Consider the following 17,787-nt stretch of genomic DNA (forward strand, 5'->3'; position numbering starts at 1 on the left):
CACCTCACCCGACCGCAAGCCATCACTCGCCCGCCCGGGCAGCGCTACTGGCGGCCATTGCCTCAACCGTGAACGAGCGGAACTTTGCGGTGTCGAACGCCACGACAACGCGTGCATCGGTCTCGATGATGACCCGGTGCGGAGAGTCGAGGAACTCGGTGAAACTCTGAATGTACGGGTCGTCGGGGTTCGTGTCGAGGCGTGACAGCTTCCGGTAAAACCAGTACTTCAACTCGTCGAAGCCTGGATCACCGTGCGCATGGACGATCGACTCGCCCTTGTAGCTCGCTGTCTTGCCGGCACTGTTGATGACAATGCCCGACTGCGGGCGGGCCTTCAACGCTGGCACGCGTTTGCGGCGCTCGGCGCACGTCGTGAAAAATTTTCCATCGTGGTACACGAACGCCACGACGACGCCGACGGGGTATCCATCACGGGTGGTCCAGTTGAAAATGCACTCACCACCTGCGTGCAACAATTCGTGCAAGGCGTCGTCGTCGAGCTTCATGCTCGTCAGGTCCTCGTAGTCGACCGGTTTGTTTCCACTCATGATCGTTTCCTTCCGTGCGGCCAATCCGCTGATCCCATGCTCGCTACTCTCGTACTCAGTACGGCATCGTTCCGCCGTCGACGGGGAACAAGCAGCCGGTCATGTTTTTCGCTGCGTCAGACGCCATCAGCACGGCAACTGCGGCGACTTCTTCGACTTTGTTGGGCCGCTTGATCGCCGATTCACTGGTGAACGCATTGATCAGGTTTTCGTAGCTGCCAAGGCCCATCGCTACTGCTGAATCGGGGCCGGTGGCGAGCACGATGTCGGTTTCGATGAGCCCCGGGAGGATGGCGTTGACCGTGATGCCGAGCGTGCCGACCTCGTGGGCTGCAGACTTGACGAGGCCATTGACTGCGTGCTTTGTCGCCGAATATCCCGGGATACCCGGCTTGCCGAGCTTGCCTTCGACTGACGAGGTGACGATGATGCGACCAGACTCGCGCGGGATCATGTGCTGGAGTGCGCGACGCATCCCCCAAAACACATGATTGAGGTTCCAGTTGATTTCAAGTTCCCACTCTTCATCGGTCATCTGAAAGACCGGGGCGGTCATCAGGACCCCGCCCGAGTTGAGACAGCAGATGTCAAGGTGGCCGTACTTCTCGATCGTGAAGTCGATCAGACCTTCGACGGCCCCCTGCTGGGAGACGTCGCCTGCGAAGAACGCTGCGTTATCGCCAGCACCCATCTCGTCGAGGCACGCCTGCCCTTTTGCTTCGTCCCGTCCGTTGACGACGACTTTGGCGCCCTCAGCGATGAAGGCTTCGGCCATTCCACGTCCGATACTCCGAGTGCCACCTGTGATGCAGGCGACCTTTCCGTCAAGCTTTCCCATGGGAAGTTCCTTTCGTAGGTCAGCAGGCTCAGTAGGGAGCCGTGCCGCCGTCAATCGAGATGAGTGAGCCGGTGATACCGGCCCCTGCGTCGGAGGCGAGCAACGTGGCCACCGCGGCGACGTCTTCGACCTCGTTGAGCTTTTTGATGGCTGATTCCTGGGCGAACATGTTCAGGAGGCCGTCGTAGTCCATGCCCATCGACTTGGCCGCAGGTGGCCCTTCGGACTTCATGATGTCGGTTTCGATGGCACCGGGGCACAGTGCATTAACGGTGATGCCGAGGGTCCCGACCTCGTGCGCTGCCGACTTCGTGAGCCCGTTGATCGCATGCTTGGCAGCGACGTAGATCGAGATGCCGGGCTTGCCCACTTTGCCTTCGAGTGAACTGACACACATGACTCGTCCGTACTGCTGCGGGATCATGTGCTTAAACGCCGCACGCATCGTCCAAAACGTATGCCAGAAGTTCCACACCATGGAGTCCTGCATGGCTTCATCGGTGAGGTCGACGATGGGGGCGTGCCCCGAAGCTCCACCAGCGTTCGCGACCAGGATGTCGATTCGGCCAAAGTGATCGACCGTGCCGTCAACGATCGCTTCACACGACTCGCGTTGCTTCACGTCACCAGCGATGTAATGCGCTCGATCACCTGCATCAAGTTCGGCGAGCGTGCGCTCCGCCTTACTTTTGTCTCGACCGTTGACGACCACCATGGCCCCTTCGTCGAGAAACCCTTTGGCGATACCGAGACCAATGCCTCGGGTACCGCCAGTAATGCAGGCAACGCGCCCGTCAAGTACTCCCATGAGCAACCCCCTTGTCTGTGCTCGTTCAGACGGTACCGCGTCGAGACAGGCCACCGGGAGTCAGAAGTCACCAATCGGTCAATTCTTTTCTCCGTGGAAAATGTTCCATGCTTGAGACGAACTCGACCGGGGTGTGTCGCTCAGTTGTGAGGCACCGCCAACAACCCGCCGCGCATGACTCTCTTAATTGATGTAACAGCGCGCTTGTGCCTCGTGGTGTCGTGGGAAACACCGTCGGTGAGGCCAATCAGAACGATGCGGATGAACTCGATGACGAACAGTCGATCAGCCTTGGCGATCTCACCATCGGCGACACCGATATCGACAAGTCGGACAAAGAAACCATCACGCCGCTCAGCATCCGTCCGGAGGGCCGCGTTGATCTCAGGGTGTCGGCGCATGTCGGACCGAACGACGCCAACAAATGCGGCAAGCGTCGGATCCTGTCGGTTCAGTTTGTGCGCCGTATCGAGGACCGCTTCGAACTTGTTGAAAAAGCCGTCGACACGTTCGACCGCCTCGGTGAAGCGGCCGTAGACCAACGCCTGCACGTCCCCATGCACCGCAAGATACAGATCAAGTTTCGAGCCGAAGTAGTGGTAGAGGGCGCCAGCGGTGATGCCCACCTCAGCGGCAAGCTCACGATTTGTCGAGGCGTCGTAGCCCCCGGTTGCGAACGCAGCGCGGGCGATGTCGAGAATTCTGCGTCGAGTGTCGCCGGAATCAGTCGCTGGCGGGCGACCAAGGCGTTTGCCCTTTGTCGGGTTGGTGGGAGCGGCGTTCATTCGGCCCTCGGAGTGTAGTTGTGCGTGCGTTGGGTCCGACCACCTGCCACCAAGATGAGCTGACCGGTGACCCATGACGCCAGGTCTGACGCCAGGTAGAGCACTGCACCCGCGATGTCGTCGGGTGTCCCAAGCCGACCGAGCGGGATTGTCGCAGCGATCTCGTCGAGCTTGCCAGCAGTGTTGAGCACTTCATCGAAGGCCTCCGTCGCCACCGGACCAGGCGCAACAGTGTTGACGCGAATATTCGGAGCGAGTTCGAGCGCCAGCGTCTGGGTCAAATTGTTCATACCCGCTTTTGCCGCTGCATACGGACCGGTGAACGGTGAGCCACGCATCCCTGCGCCCGAGCTGATGTTGACGATCGAGCCACCTGGCCCCATGCGCGTCGCGGCCGCCTTGCAACCTTGAAACGCTGAGGTCAGATTCAGTTCCAGTTGCGACCGGAAGATGTCATCGGGTGTATCAATCAGCGCCCGCGTGGTCTTTTCGTCGGAGCCGCCAACGTTGTTGACCCAGATGTCAATGCGGCCAAAATGCTCCATCGCTCGACTGGCAATGGTTTCAGAGAAGTCTCGAATGTCGCCTTGCGCGATCAGCGCAGTGCGCCCACGTTCCTCGACACCTGCTGCAGTCTCTTCGAGGTCATTGATTCGACGGGCGTTGAGCACCAGATCGCAGCCTGCATCAGCCAGACCCCAAGCGATGGCGCGTCCAATCCCCTGTCCGGAGCCCGTCACCACCGCCACTCGTCCGGCCAGATCCAAACCTTCAAGCAAACTGCTTGTCATCTCGTCACCCCAACCCTCTCATTTGATGATGTGACGGGCGGTGAGGCTGCCCTGGCAAGCCAAGGCAGCCTCACTACTCGCATGTACCTGTCGTCGTGAAACGACGGTGGCTATCTGACCAGAGGTCAGACGCCCCAAAGGGTGGCGAATTGCTCTGCCATGCCGTCGGGCCCCGGCCAACCATCGGTCGGGATCAACGACGCAGCTAATTCTGGCGTCGACACCACGAATGTCGGCAGCACAGCGTTGGAGCGCTCTTCGGTGTTCTCCTGGCCGATGGCATGACGAGCCATGCCGTCAACCATGATCCACGCCGAGTACTCCTTGGGGTTCGTTGTCCAGAACTGGTGGGTTCCGTCAACGATCTCCTGCAAGATGGCGCCGCTGTAGTCGACTCCGACCAATTTGCGGCCTTCGAGCAGATCGGCTTCGGCAAGAGTCGCCGAGACGCCGCCCGCAAGACCATCAAATGCCATGTGGATGTACTCGACGTCTGGATCCGCTTGCAGCGCGGACAGGATTGCCCCAGGCACTTCACCGGCGAGCAGTTGGTCCAACGTCAGAGCAAGTTCGCTGAACGTGCAGTCAGGGCAGTTCGCGGCGTACGCAGCCTCGGACCCTTCCCGCTCGGACACCAGAACGGCGAAGTCAGGAATGTTCACCATCAACACGTTTGCGTCGCCGCCAGAATCAACGATGATCTGATTGGCGATGAGTTGACCAGTGGAAAACACTGCATCGTCGTCACCGCATTGCGTCCAGATGTTGTTGGCCGCGCCGCCGGGGTCAGCAGTATCGAAACAGCTGAAGAAGCCAATGCCAGCTTCGGCAGCTGCATCGATCTGATCTTGGAGCAGTGCTGGCGCTGTGCCAGTGACAGCGACGTAGTCGACACCAAGGTCGATTGCTTGCTGGAACGCGGCCGCAGCATCGGTGCTGAACGAGACGACTTCCAGCTTCCAGCCCAACGCCTCAGTTGCGTTCTTGAAGCCAACCCCGATCGCCGCGCACGAAGGCAACGAGCATTCGAGCCAGGCAACGGTCTTCGCCTCGGGCACCGACTCGAGTGGAATCGTCGGTCCAATCTTCGTCGGCGGCGTCGAGTTTGCATCGACAATTTCCTGAGCGGCAGCGAGGCCGGCAACCTGTGGCGAATCCGCGCCAGCATCAGCGGCTACTTCGGCTGCGGTGTCGGCCGGCGGTGCGTCGGTCGTGGCGGAATCGCCACCACCGTCGCTTCCGCATGCCGCAACGACCAGTGCGAACGCCAGCGGCGCCGCCAAAACCTTGACAAGTCTTCTCATTTTTTCCCCATTGGGTAGGTGTTCGGTTCGAAGCTTTCAGGCCACTGATTGGCTTGATAACTAATTGATCGGTTAGTCTATATTGACCAGGTGCTGCTGAACCCCAGCGGAGAAACGACCGTGGTTCGAGTGCCTTGGGGGTGCAATGCAATCGTTGTTGACCGTGCGCGACTTATCGAAGACTTTTCCGGGCCAGGTCGCGCTCAGCGACTTCAACCTGACAATACGACCGGGCCGCACGCACGCCCTTGTTGGACAGAACGGATCGGGCAAGTCGACATTCATCAAGGTCCTCGCGGGGTACCACCAGCCGGACCCGGGAGCCACTGCCGAACTCGCCAACGCACCGCTGCGACTCGGAGACGGGCGAGCGGCGCATGAGGCAGGTATCCGATTCGTCCATCAGGATCTTGGCCTCGTCGACAGTCTCAACGCCGTCGAGAACATCTCGATGGGCGTGGGTTACACGACGCGGCGCGGTGGGCGCATCGACTGGCAGGCCGATAGTGATCGAGCCAACGCTGGCCTTGATGCACTCGGTTTTACCGACATTAATGTCTCGGTACCAGTCGGCATGTTGGCGCCTTCGCAAAAGACAGCAGTTGCCCTCGCCCGAGCCCTCCACGGTTGGGAGCAAAGCGCTCACCTGCTCGTCCTCGACGAACCAACCGCCTCCCTACCCGGTGACGACGTTGAGCGACTTTTCAATGCGATTCGACTCCTCAAAGACCGCGGCGTCGCCATCTTGTACGTCTCGCATCACTTGGATGAGGTATTTGCCATCGCAGATGACGTCACTATCTTGCGCGACGGCCGGCGCGTCGCCACTGAAGCAACAGCCGACCTCGACCACGACCGCCTCATCGAGTTGATGATCGGGCACTTCCTCGTTCGATCACACCATGTTTCAGCAGCGCGGCCTGGCAGTTCCGCTTCGCTCGTCATCAATGATCTCACCGGCGCCACGGTCAACGGAGTCGACCTGAGTATTCAGCCCGGCGAAATCGTAGGAGTGGCCGGCATCACCGGGTCCGGGCGAGAAATGCTGGCGCCGCTCATCACCGGCCAGGCCCCGAGCGATCGGGGCTCGGTTGTTGTCAACGGCACCCCGATCGGCAACTTCGCACCCGGGGAAGCAATCCGCGCCGGCATGGCGTTCGTACCAGCCGATCGCACCACGCACGGCATCATCCCGCTCCAATCCGTCGGCCACAACTTGACCCTCGCCAACGTGCGGGCTCACTGGCGTCGATGGCGTCTCCGTCATCGCGACGAGGCCACCGAGTCGCTCGAGTGGGTCGAACGACTTGGCATCAAGACGCAGGGCATCACACCGCCGATTGCCTCACTCAGCGGTGGGAATCAGCAGAAGGTGCTCTTCGGACGAAGTCTGCGACTCCAGCCCACCGTGCTGGTGCTCGACGAGCCCACCAGCGGCATCGACGTGCAGGCCAAGGAACAAATCATGAAACTGATCGACCAGGCGGCTCACGACGGCGCAGCAGTGCTGGTTGTCTCCACCGACACCGACGAACTCGTCCAAGTGGCCCATCGAGTCCTGATCATGGTCGACGGCACGTTTGTCGACGAGCTCCAAGGAGACAATTTGACCACCGAGAACGTCGAGCGAGCACAGCTCAATACCACCGCGACAGGAACCCGATGACTGCAACAACCGTGAACGACACACCGAACTCCGAACAACCAGTGCCATCCAGATCGTGGGTGAGTCGACTTGGGCTCAACCGCTTCAGCGGGCTCTACCTCTTGGCGGCCTTCTTCATTTTCTTCGGGTTGACCGAGAGCAACTTCTTGCTCTGGAACGGCAGCGTCGAATTCGTGCTCACCGAGAAGGTGATCGTCTGCATGCTTGCGCTCGCTTTCCTTGTGCCGCTCACCACCGAGACGTTCGACCTGTCGATTGGTGCCACCATGGCGTTGAGCCTGGTCATCGTCAACAAGATGGCGCTCGAAACCGACCTTCCTGACGGCGTCGGTGCCATTGTCGGAATGCTTGCCTGCCTCGCAATCGGAGCCGTCAACGGCTTCATCGTGGTGAAACTTCGGGTCAACAGCTTCATTGCCACCCTCGGCATGAGCCAAGTGATTGCAGCCATCATCCGTCGCATCCACGACGGTGGCAACATCACCTCAGCGTTCGGCAAGAGCTACATCGACTTCGGCAAGCGCAATGTGTTCTCGTTCAAGTGGCCGTGGTCCGACAGCGAGATCTCGCTGCCGTACTACTTCTTGTACGGCCTGATCGTCGCCACGCTGATCTGGTACGTGCTCGAGCACACACCCGTCGGACGCCACATGTTCGCGACGGGCGGCAACCGCGAAGCGGCTCGCCTGTCTGGGCTCAACACCGATCGACTGTCGTGGGGATCACTCGTGGCATCGGCCGGGATCGCTGGATTTGCCGGATTGATTTACTCATGGAAGTTCGCGACGTACACCTCGTCGGTCGGGCCGCCGCTGCTTTTCACAGCGGTCGGCGCAGTCTTCTTTGGTGCCAGCCAACTCAAGGGTCGACCCAACGTCTGGGGCACAATCATCGCGGTCTACACACTGGCGTTCGGCATCAAGGGCATCGGCCTGCGCTACCCGCGCGAAATCGACTGGATGCAGCCCATGTTCGAAGGCCTCACCTTGATCATCGCCGTCGGCATCGCAAGCCGTCAGGGCCTCGTGAAAATCGCCAAACGCCGAGCAGATGTGGCACCAGCTCTTCCATCTCCGGACACACCACCAGATGCACTACCTGATTCACCTGATTCCGAAACATCGTCGTTGCCCGACGCCGCTGAAGAACCGAGTCGAGCAAATGCCGACTCTGCCGTAGACAGCTCCCACTGAAAGAAGTCAACGATGGACATCAACGAACGACTCGACGACACCCACCGTGAGATTTTGGGGTTTTTCCCACTGGATCTCCTCGACCTCAGCAACCTCGACGGGGCACGTATCAGAATCGCCGAGTTGTTCGGCGCAACGCCGGTGGAGCTCCCCAAAACCATCACCGTCGACGACCACTCTGTCGATGCTGACGATGGCCATCAGATCCTTGTTCGAACGTACAGCCCGCCGACACCGACGGGCGCCGCGCTGTACTGGATCCACGGCGGCGGCTTGGTGCTCGGCGACGTCGCGATGGACGACGCACACTGCGCTGCAATTGCGGACGAACTCAACATCGTCGTCGCATCTGTCGACTACCGGCTCGCACCTGAGTTCCCCTATCCAACGCCGCTCGACGACTGCTCCCAGGCGTTCGAATGGTTCGTCAGCCATAGCGACCAGTTCGGTGTCGACAGCAACCGCATCGCGCTCGGTGGCGGGAGTGCCGGTGCAGGATTAGCGGCTGGGTTGGCATTGCGAGCACGCGACCGAGGCACCGCCCAACCCTGCTTCCAGCTCCTGCGCTATCCGATGATCGACGACCGTAATGAAACACCTTCGAGTCACGCGATCACCGACACCCGCGTGTGGAACCGGCCCGCAAACCTCACCGGATGGGGCGCGTACCTCGCGGGCCAGAATGGCACCAACGACATCGACGCGTACGCCGCACCAGCACGCGCGACCAACCTGGCTGGCCTCCCGCCTGCGATCGTCACCGTCGGCGAACTCGATATGTTCCTCGACGAAGACATCACCTACGCCCAAGCGATGCTCCAAGCTGGCGTACCCGTCGAGTTGCACGTCTATCCGGGGGCATTCCACGGGTCAGACACCATGGTGCCGCACGCCGACGCCTCCCAGCGCTGGCGCCGCGACGAGATGGCCGCACTGCGACGCGCGCTCGATCTCACCGACTGATTTTCATCTCGGTGTACCGAGCCATCAGCAGCCCACCGAGTTCAGCTATGCGCTGGACGCACGCGGCCGGAACTGGCCGGTGCTCGCCGTGATCCCCCCGTCAACGGGAATGATCGCTCCGTTGACAAACGATGCTTCGCGCGAGGCGAGGAACACGATCATCGCAGCAATCTCTTCGGGCTGGCCCCATCGCTGGAGTGGGATCGCGCGGCGGAGATCCTCGTGCACCTCGGGCAGCGATTGAAGACGTGAGGTCATGGGAGTTTCGGTTGGCCCGGGACAGACCGCATTGACAGTGATGCCGTCAGGCCCGAGGTCGATCGCCGCCGCTCGGACAAGGTTGATCACCGCACCCTTGGTGGTGTTGTAGGCCCACATGTTCGGATCGCCCCCGATACCCGAGGTCGATGCCGTGACAACGATGCGCCCCGCACCGGCAGCTCGCATTGCGGGCGTGACCGACCGGATGCCCAGCGCCACAGCGCGCACGTTGACGTTCATTGCTCGATCAAAGTCTTCCATCGGCAAATCGAGGAGGCCGCCGCCCATCGACACCCCCGCATTGAAGATCGCTGAGTCGAGCCGCCCGAAGCGTTCGAGCGCGAGGTTGACGGCGGCCACGTTGGTTTCGTTGGACGTCACGTCACCCACAACGATCGCCACGCGATCGGCCAGCCCGTCGTCTGCCACCCAGCCCAGTGTGTCGGCGTCGCGATCGACAGCAACCGCAGACCCGCCACTCCGAACGAACGCCGCGATGACTGCACGCCCAATGCCCGAAGCTGCACCGGTCACCATCGCTACTCGCTCGCTCATGAGTTCATGTAGTCCTTGTAATAGGTGAGCCGACCGTCTCGGACCCGGTAGACACCGACCCCGTTTCGTACACGGTCACTGCCGTCGTCGTTCTTCGTCGTGACGGCCCACTGGGCCCACGCTGTCTCGTCGTCACCTGACAATTCGACCAGGTGGAATGTGGCACCCGCCTTTGCCATCTCCGAGTTCATCATCGTGAAGAACCCGGCGATCGCCTCGCCACCGACGAAGGTGCCATACACCGGATCGACCACCTCGGCATCGTCCGCGAACAGTGCCGCGAGTGGCGCGTAGTCGCCCTCATCCTGCATCTCCCAGAATCGCTTGATCGTGTTGTACGCGTCGCCAGCCATCCGCGAACGTTAGACGTCCGGCTTGAGAAACTAAAGACTCATTCGGTAATGTTTCACAGACGCGAGCAATCGCTTTTGCTGCGGCCAACTTCAGCTGCAGCCAACTATGTAGGAGACAACAATGGACCTCGGACTCAGCGGCAAGAAGGCATTGATCACCGGCGCAACGAAGGGCATCGGCCGCAGTGTTGCCGAAACGTTGCTCGCCGAGGGCGTCTCCGTAGCAATCTGTGCTCGCGACGCTGCAGGCGTCGAGGCTGCGGTCGAAGAAATGTCAGCGCTCGGCAACGTGTTCGGCGCATCCGTTGATGCCGCCGACGGCGACGCGGTCGAAGCTTGGGTCGCGTCGGCTGCCGAACAACTCGGGGGCATCGACATTTATGTCCACAACACGTCGGGCAAGCCAGCCCGCAAGATCGAAAACTGGATCAACAACTTCAACATCGACCTGATGGCCATGGTCCGCGGCGTCGGCGCAGCGAGCGAAGCACTGTCCGAAGGCGGCGGCGCCGTCATCAGCATCGGCACGACAGCCACCGCTGAGCACTTCGCATCCGGCTCGAACAGCTACAGCGCTTTCAAGTCTGCGGTCACCAACTGGACCCTCGGCCAGGCTCAGGTACTCGGCGCCAAGGGCGTGCGCTGCAACGTCGTCTCGCCGGGGCCGATCTTCGTCGAAGGTGGCGACTGGAACATGATCAAAGACAACATGACCGAGTTCTACGAGGCCACCGAAAAGGTCCACCCGCAAGGTCGTCTCGGCACGGTGCAAGACGTCGCCAATGTCGTTGCCTTCCTCGCCAGCGATGCCGCCGGACACGTCAACGGCGTCAACGTCACCGTCGACGGTGGCTTCCTGAAGCGCATCGATTTCTGACGGAGGTCGGCGATGAGCGACACAACCGGCACCCGCATCGACGTCACCCTCGTCGCCGGCGGGATGTACCACGACATCGACTTCGCGCGCCTTGAACTGTTGAAGCTGCTCGGTGAGCACGACGAGTTCCGCGTGCGTGTGCAGCCCGACTACGAAGATGCCGACGCGATCGCTGCCGGGTCAATCCTCGTCAGCTACACCTGCAATGTCCGCCCATCCGAACGAGCGCAGCAAACGATCCGCACATGGGTCGAGGGCGGCGGGCGCTGGATTGCACTGCATGGCACGAACTCAGCGCTCGACATCGGCACCCCAAACGGCGTCGACGCTCCTCGAGCGTTCCCGGTCTGGGCCGACACCCTCGGTTCGCAGTTCGTAGCCCACCCTCCGATTACCCCCTACCTCGTCGAGGTTGCCGCGCCCGATCACTGGCTCGTTGCGGGGATCGAACCCTTCGAGACCGACGACGAGCTGTACCTCAGTGAACATGCCGACCGAGCTGCACTCGTGCCGCTCCTCCACACCACCTGGTTGGGCGATGCACGTGGGTTTGTCGAACACGATTGGACCTCGGGCTCCGGGCAACACCTCGTGATGTACCTCCGCGAGTTGGGCGACGGGGCCGTGCTGTACAACACGCTTGGCCACTGCCGCAGCCACTACGACATGGCGCCGGCAGTCGACTACTACCCCAAGATCGAACGCGGGTCGTGGGAGCAGCCGGCGTACTTCGAACTGCTCCGCCGATCACTGCGCTGGGCGCGCGGCGAGATCACGTGAAGCCGGCAGCAAAGTCGGCACCTCCATTGATAAAAAATGCCAATACGACTGGCATTGATAGACATGTTCATCATGACTGAAAGCGACGCGGCCCCAACCGGACGAATCGGGCGGCCACCAAAAGTGGACGAGAACGGCATCCCTACCCGCGACCGACTGCTGCAGGCCGCCGTCGATGCATGCATCGAATTCGGCTACGAGGGCGTCACGTTGTCAGATATTGCGCGACGCGCGCAGGTCTCGACCCCCGCCGTCTACGGTCACTTCGATGGCAAGGCTGCTCTGCTCGTCGAGGCGTGCAAACACGAACTCGACAAAATCAGCAGCGGCCGGTTACGTGACGCTGTCAGCATTCGCGGTGTCGTCCAGCAGTTTCTCGCGCCGGGCTTTGCTCGGACCCGGGTGCTGCTGTCCGAGTTACACAATGCCGCACACCGCCAGCCAGAGGTCGCCACGTTCCTCGCCGCATGGCAACGCGATAATGGTCGCGTGCTGCAGGAAAGGGCCGGCTTCACGCCTGCTCAGGTCCACATCTACTACCTGCTGTTACTCGGTGCAACACACGTCGACGCAGTGACTGGCCTCGGCGTCGAGCCATCGGCGCTCAACGCCGAAATGGCTGAGCTGATCGACGGTTGGCTCGGCACACGATAGGCCTTGCGTCGGTCCGCTTCGCTGCGAAATTCAGCGAGCCGGAATGCTAATCTTCCTAACTGAACGACCATTAAGTATCAGGAGCGAGATGCCCAACACCATTGCCGTCGCTGACGGCATTTTCAATATTGTCGATGGTAGGCCCGTGTTGCTCGGCAGCCGTTGCACCAACTGCGACAACCACATGTTTCCGCGCCAGCAAGGCTGCCCGCGCTGTATGTTCGACCAGCAAGAAGACATCGAACTCGCCTCCACCGGCACCCTGTGGTCGTGGACGATTCAGGCCTTCCCTCCGAAGGCGCCTCCCTACCTCGGGCCGGTGGGCGAAGACTTCGTCCCGTACGGAGTCGGGTACGTCGAGCTCCCCGGTCAAGTCCGCGTCGAGGCCCGCCTCACCGTTGCCGACCCCGATCAACTGAAGATCGGCATGGCGATGGAAATCGTCCTCGAACCACTCACCGTCGACGACGATGGCAACACCGTCGTCACCTATGCATTTACGCCCACTTCACCAGGAGGCCAGTCATGAGCGACGTCGCGATCGTTGGAATTGGAATGCACGAATTCGGTCGCCACGACGGCGTATCGGGTATGGACATGGGTGTCGTCGCCGTGCGGCGCGCACTTGCTGATTGCGGCCAGCAGTGGTCCGATATGCAGTTCGCCGTGGGCGGTTCGATGGACTCCGGAGCTGCCGACACCATGGTCAGTCGCGTTGGTCTGACGGGTCTGCCCTTCACCAACGTGATGAACGGATGCGCGACAGGCGGCACCGCACTGTCTCAGTCGATCAACACGATCAAGTCGGGCGCCGCCGACATCGGCATCGCGATCGGGTTTGACAAACACGAAAAGGGAGCGTTCCGCATCAAGGGTCCGCGCGGCAAAGACTGGTACGGCGGCTCGGGGCTTGCGCTCACCACACAGTTCTTCGGCATGAAGATCACGCGCTACATGCACGAGTACGGCATCACCCAGCAGACGCTCGCACGCGTCGCGGCCAAGGCATTTCGTAACGGCGCCATCAACCCGATGGCATGGCGCCGCAAGCCCATGAGCGAGCAAGAGGTCCTCGACTCACTGATGTTGTCGTGGCCGCTCACGCAGTACATGTTCTGCTCACCCGGCGAAGGCGGTGTGGCAATGGTGGTGTGCCGTGCCGACAAGGCCAAGGAGTACACCGATCGTCCGATCTACTTGAAGGCCGCCACGATGCGCACGCGTCAGTTCGGTTCGTTCGAGGTGCTCGCACCGTCGGTCGCGCTCGACCGCAATGCCGGTCCGACCTCCGATGCCGCCAAGGCCGCATTCGAGATGGCCGGCATCGGGCCGCAAGACATCGACGTCGCGCAACTCCAAGACACCGAGTCGGGTGCAGAGATCATGCACATGGCCGAGAACGGTTTCTGCGAACACGGCGAACAAGAACACATGCTCGCCAACGGAGAGACCGAGATCAACGGTCGCCTGCCGGTCAACACCGACGGTGGCTGCCTCGCGAACGGCGAACCAATCGGCGCCTCTGGCCTGCGCCAGGTGTACGAGAACGTGTTGCAGCTTCGCGGCGATGCCGGCAAGCGGCAGGTTCCGAACAATCCGAAGGTTGCTTACACCCACGTCTACGGCGCGCCGGGTATCAGCGGCGTCACCATCTTGAGCCGCTGATGGAACTCTCAAAAGATGCCCTGATGGACATGCATCGCCGCATGGTGCGCATCCGTCTTTTCGAAGAAGCAGCTGGCAAGCTGGCCGAGTCGGCCAGGTTGCCGGGCTTCTTGCATCTCTACGTTGGCCAAGAGGCGGTAGCCGCAGGCGTCTGCGCCACCCTCAGCGATGACGATCAGATCACTTCGACGCACCGCGGCCACGGCCACCTCGTCGCGAAAGGCGGCCAGTTCAACCAGATGATGGCCGAACTGATGGGCAAAGCAACGGGCTACTGCAAAGGCAAGGGCGGTTCGATGCACATCTCGAACCTCGACGTCGGCATGCTCGGAGCCAATGGCATCGTCGGTGCCGGCACACCCATTGCGGTCGGTGCCGGATTCGCAAACAAGTACAAGAAGAATGGCAATATTTCGGCGGCGTTCTTCGGTGACGGCTCGACCAACATCGGCGCCTTCCACGAGGCTGCCAACATGGCATGCGCGTTGCGGCTGCCGGTGCTGTTCATCTGTGAAAACAACGAGTACGGCGAGTTCACACCACGCGACAAGACCATGGCCATCACCGACATCGTCGACCGGGCAGCCGGCTACGGCATGCCCGGCGTCATCGTCGATGGGATGGATGTGGTCGCTGTACACGAGGCTGCGGTCGAGGCCGCGGCACGCGCGCGCCGCGGCGAGGGACCATCGATGATCGAGGCCAAGACGTATCGCTTCTACAACCACCACGGCGTCCAGAATCTCGGCCTGAAGTACCGCACCGACGACGAGGTCGCACAATGGAAAGAACGTGATCCGATCTTCACGTTCGAAGATCGCCTCATCGAATCGGGCACAGCGAGTCGCTCGGACTTCGACGACATCTGGGCCGAATTGCGTGCCGACATCGACACCGCCATCCAGTTCGCCGAAGACAGCCCACTCCCTGATCCCGACCAAATACTCGTCGACGTCTACAGCGCAACGCCATCGCCTGGTTTGACCGGAGCAGCATCATGACTCGCAAGCTCGGCTACGTCCAGGCATTCAACGAGGCGGTCCGCCAGGAAATGGCTGCCGACCCCGACGTGTTCTGCGCGGGCGAAGATATCGGCGCCTTCGGCGGCGTCTTCCAGTCCTACGCCGGCCTCCAGGCTGAGTTCGGTGAAGATCGAGTCGTCGACACCCCGATTAGTGAACAGGCGATCATCGGGCTGGGTGTCGGTGCCGCCGTGACCGGGCTGCGACCCATCGTCGACATCATGTTCATGGACTTCATCTGTGTGGCGTTCGACCAGATCGTCAATCAGGCCGCAAAGTTGAAGTACATGTTCGGCGGCTCGGCCACCATTCCACTCACCATCACCACTGGCGGCGGCGGCGGCCTCTCGGCAGCGGCACAGCACAGCCAGAGCCTCGAAGCGCTGCTCTGCCACATTCCCGGGCTGATCGTCGTCCATCCGTCAAACCCTTACGACATGAAGGGGCTGATGACATCGTGTATCCGTGAGAACAACCCGACAATCATGATCAAGCACAAGCGTTTGCTCGGCATGCAGGGCGAGGTGCCTGAAGAGTCCTATGCCATTCCACTCGGCAAAGCGAACGTGCTGCGCGAAGGTACCGACGTCACGGTGGTCAGTTGGGGCAAAATGGTCAATGACGCCCTCGACGTAGCCAACTCGCTCGAATCCGAAGGCATCAGTGTTGAGGTCATCGATCCGCGCACCTTGCAGCCCCTCGACACCGCGACCATCGTTGAGTCGGTCCGCAAAACCAACCGTGTCGTCGTGGTCCATGAGGCCGTCAAGTTCGGTGGGCTCGGCGCGGAAGTCGCGGCGCAGATTCAAGAAGAGGCGTTCGACTACCTCGACGCTCCGGTCGCACGTGTCGGGGCACCCTTTTCACCTGTTCCGTTCAGCCCGGTACTCGAGCAGCATTACCTCCCGTCCCCCGACGACATCACTGCAGCAATTCGCGGTGTCGTTGCTCGCCCTGGAGCCTGACCGTCTCAATGTCGACCGTTGGGATCATCGTCAACCCGCATGCGGGTAAGGACATCCGACGACTGGTCTCAGCGGCTGGGCACACGTCCGACTCGGTCAAGATTGGCATCATGCGGCGCGTGATCGCCGGCGTGATCGAGCAGGGGGCCGAGCGAGTACTCCTCAGCACTGACACGCATCACCTCGCCGAACGCTCCGCCGAAGGGCTGGGCGGCAACATCGAATTCGTCGAAAGTCCGTGCACTGGCTCACACCACGACACCGTCGCCGCGGCACGCCAGATGTGGAAGCAGCAGGTCGGCGCCGTCGTGGTGCTCGGCGGCGACGGTACGTGCCGCGACGTCGCCACCGGTTGGCCTGGCGCTCCGCTCATCGCACTCTCCACCGGCACCAACAACGTCTATCCGTCCACCGTCGATGGCACAACGGCGGGGGTGGCCGCTGCGCTGGTTGCCACAAACGCAATCGCCGTCGAGGTCGTCGCGCGCCAGTCGAAACGTGTCGTGCTGGCAATCCACGAGCCGTCCGTCGCCACGATCGAACACGATCATGCCCTCGTCGAGGCTGCACTCATTGGCACCGCTTTTGTCGGCGCCCGAGCGGTCAGCGACCCTGCGTCAATTCGTTGGGTCGTTGCGTGTATTGCCAACCCGGCCAGCACTGGGCTGGCCAGCATTGCCGGCCGCGTTCACCCCGTCGACCGCAACGCTCCCGGCGGCGTGTTGATCCGCCTGGGTCCGCGTGGGCGCCGAGTGCGTGTGCCGCTCGCCCCCGGAAGCTTCGCCACACTCGACGTCGAATCAGTCGAACCGCTCGCCGACGGAATTGCCGTCGACCTGCCTGGCGGCGGTGTCCTTGCCTACGACGGCGAACGGAACACGCCGGTCTCTGGCGATGCCACGATCTCCGTGTCAATCGAGCGCTCCGGCCCGCACCTCATCGACGTCGACGCAACGCTGGCATTCGCCGCACACAACCATCTCTTCGATCACCCCGCGATCTGTACAACCGCGAGAAAGGTCCCCCATGGCGACTGAATTTGTCATGCCCAAGCTCGGGCTCACGATGGAAGAAGGCACGATCACCGAGTGGCTCGTCGCTGACGGAGACACGGTCACAGCCGGCTCGGCTGTCCTGCGCATCGAAACCGACAAGACCGAAACCGACGTCGACGCTGCCGAAACTGGGCGACTTCATGTTGTCGGGCAGGTTGGCGACACGTTCGCGTGCGGCGAACGCATCGGATGGTTCCTGGGTGACGGCGAGGATGTCCCCGCCAGCAGTGCCTCCCCGTCAGCAACCACACCCGCGGCTGCACCAGCAACCACACCAGCAACCACACCAGCAATCACAGCGACGCCAACACCCGCACTCGCTGTCGCCCAACCAACGGCAGGAGCGAGCACTCGTCGCGTCGTCGCCTCACCGTTGGCAAAGCGTCTCGCTGACGAGCGCTCGATCGATCTGCGCACCTTGCGCGGCACCGGACCGGGGGGACGCATCGTGGCCGCCGACCTCGACGACGTGGCTGCTCGCCCCGTCACCCCTCTCACGACCACCCACGTAGCTGGCGTGCGCGTTGCCGCAACATTTGCGGCACGACAACTCGCTGATCTGGTCGGCGTCGATCTGGCGTGCATACCCGTTGATCCCATCGAAGGTCGTGTCACCAAGGATGCGGTTGCTGTCTACGTACGTGGGCTGATCAACACATTGGCCGGCGGTACTCCTCCTCCCCCGACTCCCCCGACTCCCCC

Annotated in this window: 20 protein-coding genes; 12 read left to right on the forward strand and 8 right to left on the reverse strand. The window is 61.7% G+C overall.

From position 1 onward, the window contains the following. Window positions 1-22 precede the first annotated feature (22 nt). The 6 genes from ACH2EI_RS15220 to ACH2EI_RS15245 all read right to left on the reverse strand — a co-directional run bounded on the left by ACH2EI_RS15220 (window position 23) and on the right by ACH2EI_RS15245 (window position 5,076). Window positions 23-550 carry a hypothetical protein gene (locus tag ACH2EI_RS15220; protein ID WP_395155020.1) on the reverse strand — a complete coding sequence of 176 codons (528 nt, stop codon included), beginning with the start codon at window positions 548-550 and terminating at the stop codon, window positions 23-25. Between the two features lie 55 nt (window positions 551-605). Then, a complete protein-coding gene (locus ACH2EI_RS15225) occupies window positions 606-1,388 on the reverse strand; it encodes an SDR family NAD(P)-dependent oxidoreductase (RefSeq protein ID WP_395155021.1) in 783 nt (260 codons plus the stop codon). Window positions 1,389-1,416: 28 nt separating this feature from the next. Continuing rightward, entirely contained in the window at window positions 1,417-2,196 is a 780-nt protein-coding gene (locus ACH2EI_RS15230) for an SDR family NAD(P)-dependent oxidoreductase (RefSeq protein WP_395155022.1), read from the reverse strand. A gap of 140 nt (window positions 2,197-2,336) precedes the next feature. Then, window positions 2,337-2,981, reverse strand: coding sequence for a TetR/AcrR family transcriptional regulator (locus tag ACH2EI_RS15235; RefSeq protein ID WP_395155023.1), 645 nt, complete (start codon window positions 2,979-2,981; stop codon window positions 2,337-2,339). After that, window positions 2,978-3,772 carry an SDR family NAD(P)-dependent oxidoreductase gene (locus tag ACH2EI_RS15240; protein ID WP_395155024.1) on the reverse strand — a complete coding sequence of 265 codons (795 nt, stop codon included), beginning with the start codon at window positions 3,770-3,772 and terminating at the stop codon, window positions 2,978-2,980. Before ACH2EI_RS15240 ends, ACH2EI_RS15235 begins: the two co-directional genes overlap by 4 nt. 125 nt (window positions 3,773-3,897) lie before the next feature. Continuing rightward, complete coding sequence (locus ACH2EI_RS15245; RefSeq protein ID WP_395155025.1) at window positions 3,898-5,076, reverse strand: sugar ABC transporter substrate-binding protein; 1,179 nt, start codon at window positions 5,074-5,076, stop codon at window positions 3,898-3,900. Window positions 5,077-5,239: 163 nt separating this feature from the next. Here ACH2EI_RS15245 and ACH2EI_RS15250 point away from each other — a divergent pair, with 163 nt between their 5' ends. Genes ACH2EI_RS15250 through ACH2EI_RS15260 form a run of 3 tightly spaced genes read left to right on the forward strand, consistent with a single transcriptional unit; the run spans window position 5,240 to window position 8,898 of the window. Beyond that, on the forward strand, window positions 5,240-6,742 hold the full coding sequence (locus ACH2EI_RS15250) for a sugar ABC transporter ATP-binding protein (protein ID WP_395155026.1): 1,503 nt from the start codon (window positions 5,240-5,242) through the stop codon (window positions 6,740-6,742). A gap of 59 nt (window positions 6,743-6,801) precedes the next feature. Then, entirely contained in the window at window positions 6,802-7,935 is a 1,134-nt protein-coding gene (locus ACH2EI_RS15255) for an ABC transporter permease (RefSeq protein ID WP_395160649.1), read from the forward strand. 12 nt (window positions 7,936-7,947) lie between these two features. Then, window positions 7,948-8,898 (forward strand): alpha/beta hydrolase, encoded by a 951-nt coding sequence (locus ACH2EI_RS15260; RefSeq protein WP_395155028.1) that lies wholly within the window; start codon window positions 7,948-7,950, stop codon window positions 8,896-8,898. Window positions 8,899-8,943: 45 nt separating this feature from the next. Here the strand turns inward: ACH2EI_RS15260 and ACH2EI_RS15265 are convergent, their stop codons facing one another. Both ACH2EI_RS15265 and ACH2EI_RS15270 read right to left on the reverse strand, forming a co-directional pair. After that, complete coding sequence (locus tag ACH2EI_RS15265) at window positions 8,944-9,714, reverse strand: SDR family NAD(P)-dependent oxidoreductase (protein ID WP_395155029.1); 771 nt, start codon at window positions 9,712-9,714, stop codon at window positions 8,944-8,946. Then, complete coding sequence (locus tag ACH2EI_RS15270; RefSeq protein ID WP_395155030.1) at window positions 9,711-10,067, reverse strand: nuclear transport factor 2 family protein; 357 nt, start codon at window positions 10,065-10,067, stop codon at window positions 9,711-9,713. The genes ACH2EI_RS15265 and ACH2EI_RS15270 overlap by 4 nt, the downstream gene beginning before the upstream one ends. 121 nt (window positions 10,068-10,188) lie before the next feature. Between ACH2EI_RS15270 and ACH2EI_RS15275 the strand changes: the two genes are divergently transcribed. The 9 genes from ACH2EI_RS15275 to ACH2EI_RS15315 all read left to right on the forward strand — a co-directional run. Further along, window positions 10,189-10,944: an SDR family NAD(P)-dependent oxidoreductase gene (locus ACH2EI_RS15275; protein ID WP_395155031.1), complete on the forward strand. Its 756-nt coding sequence runs from the start codon at window positions 10,189-10,191 to the stop codon at window positions 10,942-10,944. A gap of 12 nt (window positions 10,945-10,956) precedes the next feature. Next, a complete protein-coding gene (locus ACH2EI_RS15280; RefSeq protein ID WP_395155032.1) occupies window positions 10,957-11,724 on the forward strand; it encodes a ThuA domain-containing protein in 768 nt (255 codons plus the stop codon). A gap of 72 nt (window positions 11,725-11,796) precedes the next feature. Beyond that, the gene (locus ACH2EI_RS15285) at window positions 11,797-12,378 is read left to right on the forward strand and encodes a TetR/AcrR family transcriptional regulator (protein ID WP_395155033.1); all 582 of its coding nucleotides are present in this window, start codon (window positions 11,797-11,799) and stop codon (window positions 12,376-12,378) included. Between the two features lie 88 nt (window positions 12,379-12,466). Beyond that, window positions 12,467-12,907, forward strand: coding sequence for a Zn-ribbon domain-containing OB-fold protein (locus ACH2EI_RS15290; RefSeq protein ID WP_395155034.1), 441 nt, complete (start codon window positions 12,467-12,469; stop codon window positions 12,905-12,907). Next, complete coding sequence (locus ACH2EI_RS15295; protein ID WP_395155035.1) at window positions 12,904-14,043, forward strand: thiolase family protein; 1,140 nt, start codon at window positions 12,904-12,906, stop codon at window positions 14,041-14,043. Before ACH2EI_RS15290 ends, ACH2EI_RS15295 begins: the two co-directional genes overlap by 4 nt. Continuing rightward, the gene (locus tag ACH2EI_RS15300; protein WP_395155036.1) at window positions 14,043-15,044 is read left to right on the forward strand and encodes a thiamine pyrophosphate-dependent dehydrogenase E1 component subunit alpha; all 1,002 of its coding nucleotides are present in this window, start codon (window positions 14,043-14,045) and stop codon (window positions 15,042-15,044) included. The genes ACH2EI_RS15295 and ACH2EI_RS15300 overlap by 1 nt, the downstream gene beginning before the upstream one ends. Continuing rightward, window positions 15,041-16,030 (forward strand): alpha-ketoacid dehydrogenase subunit beta, encoded by a 990-nt coding sequence (locus ACH2EI_RS15305; RefSeq protein ID WP_395155037.1) that lies wholly within the window; start codon window positions 15,041-15,043, stop codon window positions 16,028-16,030. Before ACH2EI_RS15300 ends, ACH2EI_RS15305 begins: the two co-directional genes overlap by 4 nt. Window positions 16,031-16,038: 8 nt before the next feature. Continuing rightward, a complete protein-coding gene (locus ACH2EI_RS15310) occupies window positions 16,039-17,067 on the forward strand; it encodes an NAD(+)/NADH kinase (protein ID WP_395155038.1) in 1,029 nt (342 codons plus the stop codon). Further along, on the forward strand, window positions 17,057-17,787 hold a 731-nt coding region (locus ACH2EI_RS15315), incomplete at its 3' end, for an E3 binding domain-containing protein (RefSeq protein ID WP_395160651.1). The genes ACH2EI_RS15310 and ACH2EI_RS15315, both read left to right, overlap by 11 nt.

It is taken from the genome of Ilumatobacter sp. (assembly GCF_041688325.1).
GTDB lineage: Bacteria > Actinomycetota > Acidimicrobiia > Acidimicrobiales > Ilumatobacteraceae > Ilumatobacter_A.